The organism is Microcella frigidaquae (assembly GCF_014200395.1).
Lineage (GTDB): Bacteria > Actinomycetota > Actinomycetes > Actinomycetales > Microbacteriaceae > Microcella > Microcella frigidaquae.
Genome location: NZ_JACHBS010000001.1, coordinates 2,484,477 through 2,498,882, shown reverse-complemented (window position 1 = coordinate 2,498,882; position 14,406 = coordinate 2,484,477). Strand labels below are relative to the sequence as shown.

The 14,406-nt window shown below is 64.8% G+C and carries 12 protein-coding genes; 2 read left to right on the top strand and 10 right to left on the bottom strand.

The features are described 5' to 3' along the window. Positions 1 to 8: 8 nt before the first annotated feature. The 9 genes from BJ959_RS12210 to BJ959_RS12170 form a co-directional block, all read right to left on the bottom strand. Entirely contained in the window at positions 9 to 1,403 is a 1,395-nt protein-coding gene (locus BJ959_RS12210; RefSeq protein ID WP_207949382.1) for a BREX-1 system adenine-specific DNA-methyltransferase PglX, read from the bottom strand. Then, positions 1,403 to 4,921, bottom strand: coding sequence for a BREX system P-loop protein BrxC (brxC, locus tag BJ959_RS12205; protein ID WP_153983138.1), 3,519 nt, complete (start codon positions 4,919 to 4,921; stop codon positions 1,403 to 1,405). The genes BJ959_RS12210 and brxC overlap by 1 nt, the downstream gene beginning before the upstream one ends. 4 nt (positions 4,922 to 4,925) lie before the next feature. Next, positions 4,926 to 5,525 carry a DUF1788 domain-containing protein gene (locus BJ959_RS12200; RefSeq protein WP_153983139.1) on the bottom strand — a complete coding sequence of 200 codons (600 nt, stop codon included), beginning with the start codon at positions 5,523 to 5,525 and terminating at the stop codon, positions 4,926 to 4,928. Next, positions 5,522 to 6,130 (bottom strand): BrxA family protein, encoded by a 609-nt coding sequence (locus tag BJ959_RS12195; protein ID WP_153983140.1) that lies wholly within the window; start codon positions 6,128 to 6,130, stop codon positions 5,522 to 5,524. The genes BJ959_RS12200 and BJ959_RS12195 overlap by 4 nt, the downstream gene beginning before the upstream one ends. Before the next feature lie 129 nt (positions 6,131 to 6,259). After that, on the bottom strand, positions 6,260 to 6,823 hold the full coding sequence (locus BJ959_RS12190) for a hypothetical protein (protein ID WP_153983141.1): 564 nt from the start codon (positions 6,821 to 6,823) through the stop codon (positions 6,260 to 6,262). Beyond that, the gene (locus BJ959_RS12185; protein ID WP_153983142.1) at positions 6,820 to 7,851 is read right to left on the bottom strand and encodes an arginase family protein; all 1,032 of its coding nucleotides are present in this window, start codon (positions 7,849 to 7,851) and stop codon (positions 6,820 to 6,822) included. The genes BJ959_RS12190 and BJ959_RS12185 overlap by 4 nt, the downstream gene beginning before the upstream one ends. After that, a complete protein-coding gene (locus tag BJ959_RS12180) occupies positions 7,848 to 8,897 on the bottom strand; it encodes a hypothetical protein (RefSeq protein ID WP_153983143.1) in 1,050 nt (349 codons plus the stop codon). Before BJ959_RS12180 ends, BJ959_RS12185 begins: the two co-directional genes overlap by 4 nt. Next, the gene (locus tag BJ959_RS12175) at positions 8,894 to 9,712 is read right to left on the bottom strand and encodes a vWA domain-containing protein (protein ID WP_153983144.1); all 819 of its coding nucleotides are present in this window, start codon (positions 9,710 to 9,712) and stop codon (positions 8,894 to 8,896) included. The genes BJ959_RS12180 and BJ959_RS12175 overlap by 4 nt, the downstream gene beginning before the upstream one ends. Positions 9,713 to 10,078: 366 nt before the next feature. After that, positions 10,079 to 11,311: an IS256 family transposase gene (locus BJ959_RS12170; protein ID WP_183321849.1), complete on the bottom strand. Its 1,233-nt coding sequence runs from the start codon at positions 11,309 to 11,311 to the stop codon at positions 10,079 to 10,081. A gap of 174 nt (positions 11,312 to 11,485) precedes the next feature. Here BJ959_RS12170 and BJ959_RS12165 point away from each other — a divergent pair, with 174 nt between their 5' ends. Beyond that, a complete protein-coding gene (locus tag BJ959_RS12165) occupies positions 11,486 to 12,079 on the top strand; it encodes a hypothetical protein (RefSeq protein WP_153982466.1) in 594 nt (197 codons plus the stop codon). A 135-nt stretch (positions 12,080 to 12,214) separates the two neighbouring features. On the opposite strand, the gene BJ959_RS12160 is transcribed toward BJ959_RS12165, so the two are convergent. After that, positions 12,215 to 13,441 carry an exonuclease domain-containing protein gene (locus BJ959_RS12160; protein WP_153982465.1) on the bottom strand — a complete coding sequence of 409 codons (1,227 nt, stop codon included), beginning with the start codon at positions 13,439 to 13,441 and terminating at the stop codon, positions 12,215 to 12,217. A 382-nt stretch (positions 13,442 to 13,823) separates the two neighbouring features. On the opposite strand from BJ959_RS12160, the gene BJ959_RS12155 reads away from it, so the two are divergent. Continuing rightward, complete coding sequence (locus BJ959_RS12155) at positions 13,824 to 14,147, top strand: type II toxin-antitoxin system HicB family antitoxin (protein WP_153982464.1); 324 nt, start codon at positions 13,824 to 13,826, stop codon at positions 14,145 to 14,147. Positions 14,148 to 14,406: the final 259 nt, after the last annotated feature.

Genomic DNA, 14,406 nt, shown 5'->3' with positions numbered 1-14,406 from the left:
CCAGCTGATCATCGCGTGGAAACGAAAGACCACCACTCAGCGGGACGTGGCCCCGTACCGGCCTTGTCGAGGGACTCGGCCAACAACAGGTCACTGCTGGTGTGAGCATCCTGAATCATTGGCGCAAAGAGCGAGATGAACTCCTCACTCGACTGGATCAGTGAACCCAAGGTGTCGGCGTGCTCAAAGGCATTCCAGAACTCGTCAGCATCTGCACGAGAAACGTTCGCACCCTTGGTCAGCGACCACAGGTAGTCGAGCTCTGAGGGATCGAAGGACACGTTCTCGAGCACGCAGATGTTCGGTTGGAACGGACTCTTCAAGAACAGCTTGCGCCTGGCCGCTGCCTTCATCGTCAGAGCGAAGGCAGCGAGGGCACCCGCGCGCGGGTCGATCTCCGTGCCGTACAAGTTGTGCTGGAGGATCAGCCCCGGGATCTCCGAAGGGGTATAGCCCTCCTCTTCGTAGATCGCATAGAGCAGATCGAACGCGTAGGTGAGCATGTGTCCAGACCCAACCGCCGGATCGATCACCTTCAACTCCTCAGGCTTCGACACCTTGAGGAAGTTGGTCTCTTTATCGACCGGCGCGATGTAGTAGTCCATCTGCTCGGCCAGCCGGGAGTGCGGGTTGTTCAGTAGCCAGAGACGACCGAGAGTGTTCTCGACCAGGTAGCGGACGATCCAGTGCGGCGTGAAGAGCTGCGTCGCAGCCGGGATCTCGGCAGCGCCAGCCTTCTTGTTCTTTTTGAAACCGTCAAAGACCTCGTCCTTCCGCTCCGAGATGTAGAACTGGTAGAGCCACCCGATTACCTCGACGTCGGCACACACCTCCTCCGTGAGCACGGCAACAGCCCGGCCCCGCACCGAGTCGGCGGACAGCAGCCCGGTCGGCGTCAAGAGCTCGGTGTAGTCGCCTTCCCGCTCGAACATGAACGGCATCGCCTTGTTCCAGAAACGGCAGTACGCCTCCAGCAGCAACCCGTATGCAGCGCCCTGGGGATCGGCGCCGTGCGCACCCGGAGCCAGCAGAGCGGTTACCGCGGCCTGAGCCTTCGCTGATACGACCTCGCTGTCGAAGTCACCACCCTTCGCGTCGGAGAGCACCTGCGGCTGCCCCGTCGCTTTACCCGGCTCCGGTGAGACCACCCCGACGCCGGTGTAGCCGTTCGCGTCCATGAAACGCAAAGCAACAATCCGGTTGAACCAGGTGTATGCGACACGCTCGACGACCGCGTCACGACCGGCCTCCACAACCGCACGCTCCAATGCCGCAACCGAGCCAGGCTGCTCGGCTCGCGCATTCGAACCAGAGGCCAACACAACGTCGAGCCGCGCTGAGACCTCCTTCATCAGGTCGGTACGGGCCTTCGTAGCGAAGGACTTCAACGGTGCCGTTTCCATCAGCGCGTGATCCTCTTCCCCTCGGCGATGGCGGCGATTAGCACCGCGCGGAGCGCATCGACGTACTCGTCTACGTCGGTCTCAGACGCCAGCACTTGCTTACCCCCTTGCACCGGGATCTGTGTGATCTGGACGAACTGCGGGGCAGTCTTGGGCTGCGGCCGCTCTTCGTCTGCCGAGGTTCCCTCCCCATCCAGAATGGGGTTAACGAATGACAGCGGCCTTGCGGCGGCGAGCTCGGCGAGCAGGCGCGGGAAGGTCGTCTGGGCGAACATCCCCGGGGCGAGCCGCAGCTTCGCGATGCTCATCTCCTTCTCAAGCATCGCGATTTCCAGGTCGATCTCACCGATGGCCGCCTGTTGCGCGTCTTCCGGTGCCGCCCTGAAATAATCTGTATCCTCCAGGTCGCTCCGACGGGCGAGGATCGCGCCGGTCGCCTTCTTCTGTTCCTCGGCAATTAGGGCTTCAAGCTTCGAGCGGAGGTCGTCGACTGCGGACTTGAGCTGGTTCGCCTTATTGCCCCGGAAGATTTTGGGATCAGCGAGCAGCGACTCGGCGACCGAAGCGGGCCCGGTCGGCAGGTAGCTGAGGTTTCCGGACGCCTGTTGCAGGAACAGCTGCGCGGCGTCGAAGATGCCGGCCTGCGGCCCATTGATGAACTGGTCGATGGGCACGATGACGTCGTTCTTGGCTTCGATCAGCTCGTCACCGCCGACGAACTCGCTGACGTACCACGTCGGCGCCTTTCCGACGACGGCCTCGAGCAGATCGATCGGGCTCTGGAGGGCCGTCGTGAAGGGGTAGCGGGAAGTCTGAACGATGCTCTTCAACTGCTCGAGCTTCGCCTTGAGTCGTTCGGAACCGTGCTGGGCCAACTCGGTTGGATCCTTCGGTGGGTAGGGCTCATCGAAGAAGTCCTTCACGAAGTCGGCGAACACCTTCACCTTTGTGGGGTCGAAGGTGGCCTGCTTGCGGACGATGAGGCTCGCGTGCTTCTGCGAGTTGCGAAGCTGCTGTGCGACCTCCGAGCGCTTGAGCGTGACGTTGTCGAGCTCGACCGTAATCCGGCCCTTCCCGTACAGGTAGGCGATGGTGCACAGTACCGAGCCGTAGTCCCACCCGTAGGGCTTCGCCTGGAATTGGTCCACCAGCTTCTTGACGGTGACCTGTTCGCCGAGCTTGTCACGCTGCAGCACGCCGACCTTGTAGACCTCGTCGGCCGGGGTCTCGAGCTGGCCTCCGAGAGTGCCGAGCGTGTTGTCCTCGTGCTGGACGTACTTCGCGACGTCGGATTCGGAGAACGACTTACCGCCGAGCAGATCGAGCTGCGGGTAGGTCTTGGCAACCAGCGCATTCATGCCGTCCGCGACCCGTGACTCCGCCGAGGTGGCCGACGAGACCACGTCGACGGTGTCGACGATAAGGATCGCCTTGCCGACGGCCTCCCTAACACGCTCAGCGAGCTCCTTCTCGCGCATAGTGCTCTCCTGCGACTTCTGGTCAAGGATGCGCTTCACACTGTCGGTGACAGCGGTTCCCTGCTTGTGCTTGACGTACTTGGCTGTCTTAAGGAGCATCGTTAGCTCGCTGAGGAGTCGCCTGTCGGGGTCAAGAACCACCCGGAGTTCAGCCTTGCCGGCGCCCTGGAGTCGAATGTTGCCAAGCTCGTTCGGATTCGCCGGGGTGATGAAATGGACCGTCAACTCCCGCGGCTGACTCTTCGGCGCGTCGTCGAGCATGTAACCAAGCGGGAAATCCTGATTCGTCTTGGCGTAGTGAAACTTCGCTTGCTGCTTCATGACGTTGAGATGCAGGAGCTTGAAGAGGTGGTCCATTACCTCCGACGAGTCGACCTCAACTCCCTTGATCTCCTTCTCAATGTCCTGCTCTTCGTTCGTCAGATACGAGTACAGGTCGCCGCTGCGCTGGATATAGGTCTGCTGTTCCAGCAGCGCCAGCGCCTCCTTGACCGAGTCCTGAAGCGCCGGAAGGTTTAGCCCGAAGCGGTCGTAGACGAGGACGGTGAGGTTTCGCGCGGTCGCCGTGAAACCGTCGACATACTTCACGAGGAAGAGCGCCTTTAGGAGTCGAACAGCGAGCGGGTTGTCGAGGTGCTGTTCGGCAAGCTGCACCTGTTTCTGCGGCGCGGACTTGAGGGATGAGCGGATACCCTCGAACATCCGGTCGAAGCTGGCGAGGGTGCCCACCTCAGCCACCCCGAGGTCCTTCGCGACCTGCTGGACTACCCCGAGCATGGACCGCTCGCCGACAGCCGTGTTCTTCCCCTCGAATGCGTTGTGCTCAGACAGACCCTCGATTGCCTGCTGGAACAGTGGAAACTGGTAGGTCACAAACGGGTAGGTCCCAACGAAGAGGTCCTCCGTTGTGTAGTTCTTGTAGGTCTTTGCGCCGTCCGCGAAGTCAAAGAGCGTCTTGAAGTTGGCGGACTCGGCACCATAGACCGCCCCAAGAGCAGCCTGCCCCGCATCATTTTTCTCGAGAAGGCGCTTGCGGATGACCTCCTCAACGTCCTGACTTGTGAGCTTCACCCGCGCCTTGAAACGGCCCTGAATCTTCGAGAAGTCCTGCGCCTGCCTCTTCGTCTGATCGCCGATGATCTTCTCCATGTCCTCCTGCGAGGTCACAAAGACCCAGGAGCGACCCTTGGCTTTTGTACTCAACGACTCAGCGATCGTCTGGAGGTTGAGCATCAGCTTCGTGTCGTCACCGATGAACTGACCCACCTCGTCCACGAAGAAGTTGAGTCGGGTCCCAGCGGGCTGAGCATCGAGCCAGGCGACAACCTCGTCAGCGAAATCCTCGATCGAGACCGCGTAATCATTGCTGTACTGCTTCAGGATGTCGGTCGGAGCGTCGCCACCGATGACATCTGCATACGCCCGGTCGATGTTGCGGCCCTGGACGATGTAGTTCTTACGCTCTTCCAGCCATGGCTTGCCAGTCAGCCGCTGAAATGCATCCTGGAACTCCTGGTAGTGCCCGGCCTGGTCGAGGTCGCGCTCGAAGCGGGCTACGTGGCCCTGGTTGCCGAAGTAGCCACGGGACTCATCGAAGACCTTGACGAAGACCTTCAGCAAAGCGTCAGTGGCGTCCTTCGTGATGATCGTCGCCTTCTGATCGATATTGAACAGCAGGCTCTTCGCCGGGATCTTGTCCGCCTTGCTGATCAGACTCGGGAGGAAGGCATCATTAGACTTCGCGCGGAAGGACTTTGACACCTCATCACGAGGGAAGTCCTGGCCATCCACGTCGCCGAGCAGGTGGGCGAGCATCTTCAGCATGTGCGACTTACCGGAGCCGAAGAAGCCAGAGATCCACACGCCGTTCGCGGTCGTGTGGCTGACGTACTCCTCGAGAAGACGCTGCAATTCCTTCGCGGCCTCATTCGTGAGCACATACTCTTCGACCTCTGTGCTCAGGTGTTCCGCGTCGTCCGCCTTGATTACGCCTTCGATCGGGCGCTGAACGTTCTTCTCGAAGATGTCGTTGAGGATCATTGAGTCACGCTTCCTGTTCCCGGATGTCCTTGGCCCGGTAGTACTGGTCGTCTTTCATCACGCCGAAGAGCACGAGCGATGACCCGAGGGTCTGGGACTGCTCGTAGCGCCCAGGGAAGAACATGAGCATCGGCTTGTTGCTGGCGATGGTTTGGATGTTGTTCAGCACGTTGTGTGAACGGATGTAGGGAAAGACCTCGCCAATACCGGTGAGGAAAAAGATGTCGAAAGGCTGGGCGTTCAGTCGCGCTTGAATCGCTGGGGCGAGGTCGTCGCCAGGGTCGAGCATGGAGCGCAGGCCTTCGCGGAAGTCGTCCTTCGGTGTGTCCGGCTCCATCGCGATGAGGTCGTCCCAGACGCCGCGGTCCTTGAGCAGTTCGACCACCAGGTCGTAGAGGTTGACCTCGAGGACCTCGATGCCCTGTTGTGCAAGCTTCGTCTTGATCCTCTTCTTGGACTGGGCGATCTCGAGAGCGTCGGTGGGCTCGTAAGGGTAGATGAAGAACGGCACCTCGCCGCTGAGGCCTTCCATGTTGCGGAATCGTCTCCCGGACATCACGGCGACCAGGTGGTCTTCCCACTTCGCCACCTCATGGGTGCTCATGCGATCTCCCTCGTCGGAAAGAAGCGCACATCGCTCGGAGTGCGTCGAACTAGGTGCTCCTTGACACGAACTGACAGGACTGTGGGAATGATCGTGCCGCCCTCTGAGATCAAGTTGCCCTCGCGGAGCATCGTGAAGAGATTGCTGCGGAGCTTGCGAAAGGTGGCAGGCTCCAACTCGCTGAGCTCGTCATGCCACAAGCTCTTTCCGCTGACAAATGCGTCGAAGTGCTCGTGTGCCAGTTCAGTCTGCATGAGGAGGAAACGGTCGCGAAGCACCTCCTCGGCGAACTCCGCGATAAGCGCATATCGACGGCACGTTGCAGTCCACATTAGCTGCGCTAGCTCTTCGCTCGTTGCGTCGGCGAGAAGCTCTACTTCTTCCAGACTCAGGGTCTCCAAGCGCTGAACGAGCTCGCGCGACCACCTTGTTGTGGTAGCTGCGGTACGAGCGCGAAGAAGGTTGTCGGCGCGAAGAACCCCACGAACCTCAGCCCAGTTTCGAAGCCGAAGATAGAGTTCTGCCGCGATGGGTGCCCCCGCGAGGTAGAGAGCGCCCGCAGTGAACGAAAGCTGATATCGCTGCGGATCAGGTGCGAGGTTAATCGGCGCCTCCCCGGCGTGAATCTGACGGCAATCGATAGTTGAGACAGTCTATGAAGTAACGCCGACATCACCGCCCTACCGAGAAGGCACGGGGTGTCGGCGAAGAGTCCGCCCCGTGCACAAGGACGTTCATCGGTCCCGCCAGATCTGCTCCCACGTGTCCGCCGTGATCTGGTCGGTCGGGGTGACCACCAGCTCGGGGTTGTCGAGCATGTCGACGAACGCGGCTGCCGGCAGGGGCATCCACCCCGGGCGATGCGCGCGCTGCAGGAAGGTGCGCTCCCCCTCCACGCTGAACGACGTGACCAGGGTGACCTGGGCGGGGTGCACGATCGGGTCGATGACCAGGTACCAGCGCTGCAGGTCGGCGACGCGTCCGTAGGTCGCGCGCAGGTCATCCCGCGTCGGGTTCGGCGGCAGCCACCAGTCGGCGTTGATGCGCGGCGGCATCGAGAAGTACGGCGCCCCGGTCTGCACGTGCAGGGTCACTGTGTCGCGCGCCACTCGCACCTGCCGAGGGGTGAAGCCCGGCCAGGTCACGTAGTTGCCGTCTTCGATGACCGCGTGCTTGAGCAGCGGATGCTCGGCCGCGCGCCCGATCGGCACGTGGATCGGCTTCAGCGGGCCGCCCATGTTCAGGGCGTGGGTGATCTCCTCCTCGGTGAACTCCGGCTGCTTCTTCTCGGGGCTCATCGGGTCACCGCCTCGGCGCCGAGGTTGACAGCCGCATCGAGCCCGGCGTGCAACACGCCGACCACGTTCGCCCAGGCGCGCGGAGTCTCGGTGCGTGGCTGGTAGCCGCCCGCTCCGCCGACGAGCACGCGGCCCTCGCTGTGGCGGGCGGCCAGCTCGGCGACCACGCCAGCCGCGGCCACGAAGCCGGCCTGCGTGTAGGCGCCGGTGCCGAGCGGGCTGCCGACCAGCCCGTCAGCGCCGGCAGCGAGCAGGATCACTCCCGGCTGGTGCGCGTCGATCACCGCGCGCGCCTCCTCGAGCGCCCAGAGCAGGTGCTCGTCCCCGTCACCGACGTTGAGACCCCAGTTGTAGATCGCCCGCGCCGGGTCGTGCCGAGTGTGGCGACGCCCCTCCCCCGCCGCGGCGACGTCGATCGTCGCCGGGTCGAACGGATACGTCGAGTGCCCATGGATGCTCAGCGTCGGAATCGCCGTGTCAGCCAGCAGGTGCTGCACGCCATCGCCGGCGTGGATGTCCCAGTCGAGATACAGCGGCCGCAGCCCCTTCCGCTCGAGCTCGAGGGCCGCCCACGCCATGTCGTTGAACACGCAGAACCCCGCACTGCGGTCGCGCGCCGCGTGATGCTTGGCACCCTGCGGGTTGAAGCCGACGCGCGCCCGGCCGGCCACCAGCTCGTCGACGAGCGCCATCGTGCCGGCGAACATCGCGAGCGCCGTCAGGCCCAGTTCGGGGCGTTCGCCCAGCCACTCGCCGCTGACGCCGTCATCGATCACGCGCGCCACATACGCGGCATCGTGGATGCTCTCGATCGCCGCACGCGCCCGCTCCACCGGCACGCCCAGCGGGTCGAGAACTCGCACGCCGCCATCCACGGCCGCGCTCGAGCCGGCCCGCCCGAAGCGGGCGAGCAGGCGCTCGGTGGCGAGCTGCGCGCGCACCGGGTCAGTGGGGTGCTCGCCATCACCGGCGCCGAGCATCCAGTCGAGGTAGACGTCGCTGTAGGCGATCGTGAGGGGGGTGGTCATCGGGGGTCTCCTTCGGGGGTCTGGGCACGAGCGGTGAGGTGCGCGAGGGCGTCGCGCTGCTGGGCCATGACGGCCAGCCAGTCGAGCAGGGCGCCCTCGTAGGCGCGGCGCTCGTCGAGGTGCGTCAGCACGTCGCCGAGCGCCATCAGGCTGAGCTCGTCGTCGGCCTCACCCGCCTGCCGCTCGGCGTTGGCGACGGTGGCGCGCACGGTCTCGGTCTCGACGCGCGGGTCGGTCTCGGCCGGTGTCGGCACCTTCCAGTGCTCGCGCGGAATGCGCACGATCGCGCGGGCGATGCTGCGGTCGGCGGCCGGGTCGAGGCGCGCGAACGGCGGCTCTTTCAGGTGCCGCACGACGGGATGCCCGCGCAGCGTGTGCCGCAGCGCCACCGGCTGCCCGCCCACCGCGTCGAGAACCTGCACGACCGCGAGCGCCACGGCGGCCGCGATCAGCGCGCTCACGTCGGCGGTTGGCGCGGCCCATGTCTTGCGGAAGATCGGCTTGTGCGGCGCCGCCGTCGGAATCGTCCACCACGAGGCCAGGCTCAGCAGCGCCGAGTTGAGGCCCTCGCGCGGCACGACGTCGGCGTAGTCGGTGACGATGCTCGCCACGACCTCGCCGTTCTGCCAGCGGTCGATGCAGAGGTAGAGGCCGCCCGGGTGGTGCCCCTGATCGCCCGGCTCGCCGAGGCCGCGGTCGAGCACGATCGTGGTCGATCGCTGGGTGGCGATCGCAGTGTCGACGAGCAGGCTCAGCGCGAGGTCGACCGCGCGGCGGCGCGCGGCCGCCTCGGTGCTGCGGTGCACCTCGAGGGTGAACCTCCGGGTGGCGAGGTCGACGGCGGCCTCGTCGCCGCGTGCGACCAGCTCGAGCAGCCGGCTGTAGCCGGGCGACTCGAGGCGGTCGGCGAGACGGAGGGCGGGCATCCGCACGCCGTCGCTCTCGATGAGCGCGACGCCCCTCTCGATGCGCTGACCGAGAGCCTTGAGGCGGTTCCAGAGCTCGAACGATCGAGTGACGATCGGCATCTCGTCGGGGGCGCTCATCGGGCACCGCCCGCGGTGTCGGCGTCGCCCTGCTCCTGCTCGGCGCGGCGGCGGTCGGCCTCTTCGGCGGCGGCGCGGCGCTCGGCCTCGAGGAAGAGCTGCTTCTTGCTCATCCGCACGTCGGTGACGTAGCGGCTGAGTGCGTCGGACATGCCGCCGACCTGCTCGCCCTTCGCGGTGTAGGTCATGCTGCTGCCGGCGTCGAAGCCGAGTCGCGTGCCGGTGAGCACGGCGTCTTGCCCCGCGCCGAGGAAGACGAACTCCCACCCGTGGTCGCGCTGCTGGCGCTCGACGAGCTCGCGCACCTGGGCGGCGCTGTAGCGGCGGCTGGCGTTCTCGTGCCCGTCGGTGACGACGATGACCTGCACGACGTCGGGTCGGGCGATCTCGGGCAGAGCGTCGAGCGCGGTGCCGAAGCCGGTGATGGCGTCGCCGAGGGCGTCGTGCAGGGCGGTCGATCCGCGCGGTTCGAGCCGGATGCGGGCCTCGCTGATGTCGGCCATCGAGCACTGCAGCTCGACCTCGGCGTCGAACGTGACGATGTCGACGGTGGCACGACCGGGCAGCGCGGCCTGCGCGTCGAGCATGCCCTGCAGCCCGCCGATCATGTCGTCGCGGATGCTCTGCATCGAGCCGCTGCGGTCGATGCAGAGCAGCAGGGCGGTGCGGGCGACGACCTCGTCGGTCGGCTCTGCCGAATGAGCCTCATCCTCGTCGTACCCGGCGAGACCGCCGACGACGAACGGGCGGATGATCCGGTCGATGTCGATCGAGTCGTCGCCGTTGCCAGCGCGGGGAGAAGTGGCGTCGGTCATGAATCCTCCTGATTCGTGGGATGCGAGTCGGAGGCCTGACTGACCTCCCGGGTTTCTCCGCCTGAGGCGGAGCAGGTCGTTGGAGCACCGTGCCCGGGAGCCGGTTGCCGGTACCGACCGCTACTGCGGCCGGCCCTTCTGAAGACCTGGTGTTGAGTTGTGCATTACTGAGGTAACGTTAGCGCGCAAGTGCGTTATTGTCAAGATGGGTGGCGGCGGCGCACTCTCTGCCACTGACTGAGTGTGTTGCAGGCACCACCGACATTCGCTTTGGCGTGCGTCCTTCGGTCTCAGAAAGCTCGCCCTCGGCCACGTCCCGCTGAGTGGTGGTCTTTCGTTTCCACGCGATGATCAGCTGGCTGCAGTCTAGGCGGCCGTGATCTCGGGCAGCATCACCGCGTCCTCGACCGAGCTGGTGGCGGTGAGTTCGGCCATGGACGCTTCGGAAAAGTAACGGCGGTCGCCAGCTTCCCATTCGTCGTGCTGCTCGATCAAAACGGCGCCGGTCAGGCGCAGCAGGCTGGCAGTGTTCGGGAACACTCCGACGACGTCGGTGCGACGTTTGATCTCACGGTTCAGCCGTTCCAGCGGATTCGTCGACCAGATCTGCCGCCAATGCCGGGCGGGGAAGTGCTTGAACGCCAGCACGTCGGCTCGGGCATCGTGGAGCATCTGGGCAGCCTTGGGGTGAACGCGGTCGATCATGCGAGCAACCTCCTCGAACTGCGCGTCAATATGCTCAGCGTCGGGTTGGGCGAAGATCGTGCGGATGATCGAGGCCACCATCTCCTGCCGACCCTTAGGCAGGACGGTGAGCACGTTGCGCATGAAATGCACGCGGCACCGCTGCCAGGCCGCTCCCTGCACCACCACCGCGATAGCTGCTTTCAAACCCGCGTGCGCGTCGGAGATCACCAGCTTCACCCCGGAAAGCCCTCGAGCTTTCAACGATCGCAGGAACGCTTTCCAGAACTCCTCCGTTTCGCTGTCGCCCACGTCAAAGCCGAGCACCTGACGGTGCCCGTCAGCGGTGATCCCGATCGCGACCACAACCGCTTGAGACACCACCCGCCCGTCGATGCGAACCTTGCAATAGGTGGCGTCCAAGAAGACGTAGGGGTAGGCGATCTGAGACAGGGATCGGTCGCGGAATGCCGCAACCGTCGCGTCCAGGCCGGCGCAGATGCGAGACACCTCGGACTTCGAGATGCCCGTGTCGGCGCCGAGCGCCTTGACCAGATCGTCAACCTTGCGGGTGGAGACGCCGTGCAGGTAGGCCTCCATCACCACGGCGAACAGCGCCTGATCGACCCGGCGGCGCCGCTCCAACAACGACGGAAAGAAACTGCCGGCCCGCAGCTTCGGGATCCGCAACTCCAGATCTCCCGCAGTGGTCGACAGGGTGCGCAACCTCGCCCCGTTGCGAGTCGCAACGCGCTCGGCGGTGCGCTCGTAGGGTCCGGCGCCGATCACCGACGCGGCTTCGGCGTCGATCAGTTCTTGGTAGAGCCGTTCGGTCATCTGACGGATGCGGTCGGTGGTGTCGGTGAGTTTCAGCTCGGCGAGCAGCTGAAGCAGGGCAGACTGATTGAGGGCCATCGTGCGATCTCCTGTCGTGAGTAACTTGGTCGTTCTCACTGACCATCGCACGGTGGCCCCTCACGTCAACGACACGACGCTCAGGACCGGAAAGTCCACCACCCCACGGGACTCAGGCTCGCCCTCTCGTGGAGAGTTCTCGCGCGACTGCCTGTCGACAACTAGGGTTCGCGAGTGCACGGCCCCGCGTCAACCTCACGCGTCATTGCTTTCGTCGATGAGGCGACGGCGTCGGTAGGCGGAGTGCCCAACACCTACCTCCTGGCCGCCGCGATCTGCTCGATCGAAGCTGCTGCCGACCTCAGTGCGAGCATGCTCGCCCTCAAGCCAACGGCCGCCCGAAAGCTGCATTGGCGTGACATCCCGAAGAGGTCACGGCTTCGAGCTGTTGCCCTCGATGAGCTCGACACGGCTGACGCTCGATTCGTCGTCGTCGTCCATCACGCGCTGAGTGGGGAGCGACTCGAGCGCCGCCGGAGACTGTGCATGGAACGCCTGGTTCAGGAGCTCACCGTGCGCGACGTCTCTGAGATTGTTGCCGAATCGCGAGGTGCAGCAGACGACCAGCGAGACATCGACCACTTCCTCGCCATGCGTTCGCGGCAGGTGCCCGGCAGCCGCATCCGCATCACTCACGAAGCCGGACCGACAAACCCCGCCCTGTGGGCCGCGGATATCGTCGCGGGAGCGGTGGCATCTGATCTGACCATGCCTGCGGCGAACTCATCTCGACTGTCGGCACTCACGATTGTTCGAACCAGACCATGACGCGCGAAACCCCGGGCCCTGTGACAACACAGGAACTCCCGGGGTTCACTTTCACTCCCGACGCATCGGGCGACGCCTCGAGTCTAGCCCGAGCCTGGACACAAGTCGAGAAGCGCTCCACACCCGCGTGCGGCGCTACAGGAGCCGGGCCAGGTGGCTCTCCCCCACCACGGGAATGCCGTACTCCCGCGCCTTGCGCGCCTTCCCCGACAGCGAGTCGGGGTCGGCCGCGATCAACAACGACACCTTCTTCGAGACGGCGCCGGCTACGCGGTAACCCGCCGCTGTGAGGGCCGACTCAAGCTCGGCGCGCGGGCGCGACATCTCGCCGGTCAACACCACCATGGCGCCGGGTGGCAGGGTGAACGCGCCGGGCGTGGTCGCAGCATCCGTTGTTGACACGGTCTCAGCGGGCTCACGCGGAGCGAGGGCGGCAGTGAGCAGAGCATCGGGCACCTGCAAGAGCGCCGCGACGGCCGCAAGATCTGCCACCTCGGTCGCTGACAGCACGCCGTCACTCCACGCCACCGTGGCGAGCTGATCGAGGTACTCGACGTGCAAGCGGGTGGCCGTATCCCGCCCGATACCGAGCTCGTTCGCGACGGCCGCGAGCTGGCGCGACTCGTGCTCAGACAGGTGGCGATCGATGAGGCAGCGGTCGAGCAGCGCCAAGTACTCAATGTGCTCGGCCGGACCCGAGACATCAGGCAGGCGCTCGGCAATGCGCTGCAAGAACGGCACGGATGCTGCGCTCGCCCCGCGCGCCACCCAACGCTCGCGCCTGCTCAGATGCGAGAGAGGCGGCCAGCCGACGTTCAACGCCCGATCAATGCGGGCGTACCAGAACTCGCGATCAGTGCTGGCGATGTAGCCACCGAGAAGCTCGGCCGTCGCGTGCGCGTCGACGAGGGCACGATGAGCGTTGTCGAGGGGAATGTCGAACGCGGCACAGCAGTCGGCGAGGCTTCGCCCGGCACCGGGAATGAGATCGCGGGCCAGCTGCATCGTGCAGAGCGTCGGGGCGTCGTCAGGCAACGGATGGGGCGTGCGGCCGAACTCGGCGGCGAGAAAGCCGCGGTCGAATCGCGCGTTGTGCGCGACGAGCACCCGACCCGCGAGAAGGTCAACGAGATCGTCGGCAATGTCGGCAAAGGTGGGCGCATCGATGAGATCGGCCGCGCGGATGCCGTGCACGTGTTCGGCGCCAACATGGCGCTGCGGGTTGACGAGCGTCTCCCATTCCCCCGTGATCGTGCCGTTCTCGTCCGTGTGCACAACCGCGATCTCGATGACGCGATCGTGGCCGCCGGTGAACAGGCCAGTGGTTTCCAGGTCGACGACAGCGAATCCAGGCCCCGGCATCGAGCCTCCTCTCTTTGGAGTGAGGGTAGCTCACATCAAGATGAAGCGCGAGAGCCACAAGCGTTGCGTCAGTGCAACTCGGTGGCCTCGGGAACACGCGGGAAGGAGCATCCACGGCCCGTCACGCATCCACGCCTTGCACGACAACTTGCGTGCCTGGTCGCTCCCGCCTCAGAGCTCCTGTGCCGGCCTTCTCACCACGACCTTGCTGCCGCGTCCAGCCACCATGCGCCTTTCCGCGCACACTATCGCCATGTCAAGCGAAGAGCGGTACCATTAGTGACACCACAGCGGACGATTGATCGCGCCCTGCAGCAGATGCGCGCCGCGCCGATCGATCGACTGACGGAGGACGCCGAACCCAGAGAGACGAAGGGCAACCATGCGTGACGATCACTACACCTACCGGGTCTCGTGGTCGCCGGAAGACCACGAGTATGTCGCCACCGTGATCGAGTTCCGGTCTCTGTCGTGGCTCGCACCGGATCCGGCAGCGGCGTTGCTGGGGCTTCGCGATCTCGTCGCCCAGGTTGTCGACGAACTCGAGACCTCTGGCGAGCCGGTGCCCGAGCCCCTTGCCGAACGTCAGTTCAGCGGCGAGTTCCGGCTGCGGATTCCCCCCGCCCTGCACCGAGCGCTGGCCATAGAGGCGGCAGAACAGGGCGTGAGTCTCAACCGACTCGTCAGCGCCAAGGTCGCGCAGTAGGCCGACCCGCCTTCCGACAGGTCGATGTCGTTCAGGCTGACCAGCTCGCACACCGTGAACGGACAGCGGTTCGACGACCGTGACCGCTCCTCCTGAGCCTGAAGCATGCGACGACCACGCCCGCCATGCGCTTGTCGCTCACCGGTTCGAGCGATACGGGCTCAGACTGAGCCGTCAGAACGCGCGTCAACAGAATATTGACGCTTCAGTAGGTGAGGCCTAGAGTGGAGCCGCGAATCTTGGCGTCGGCACTCAAGCA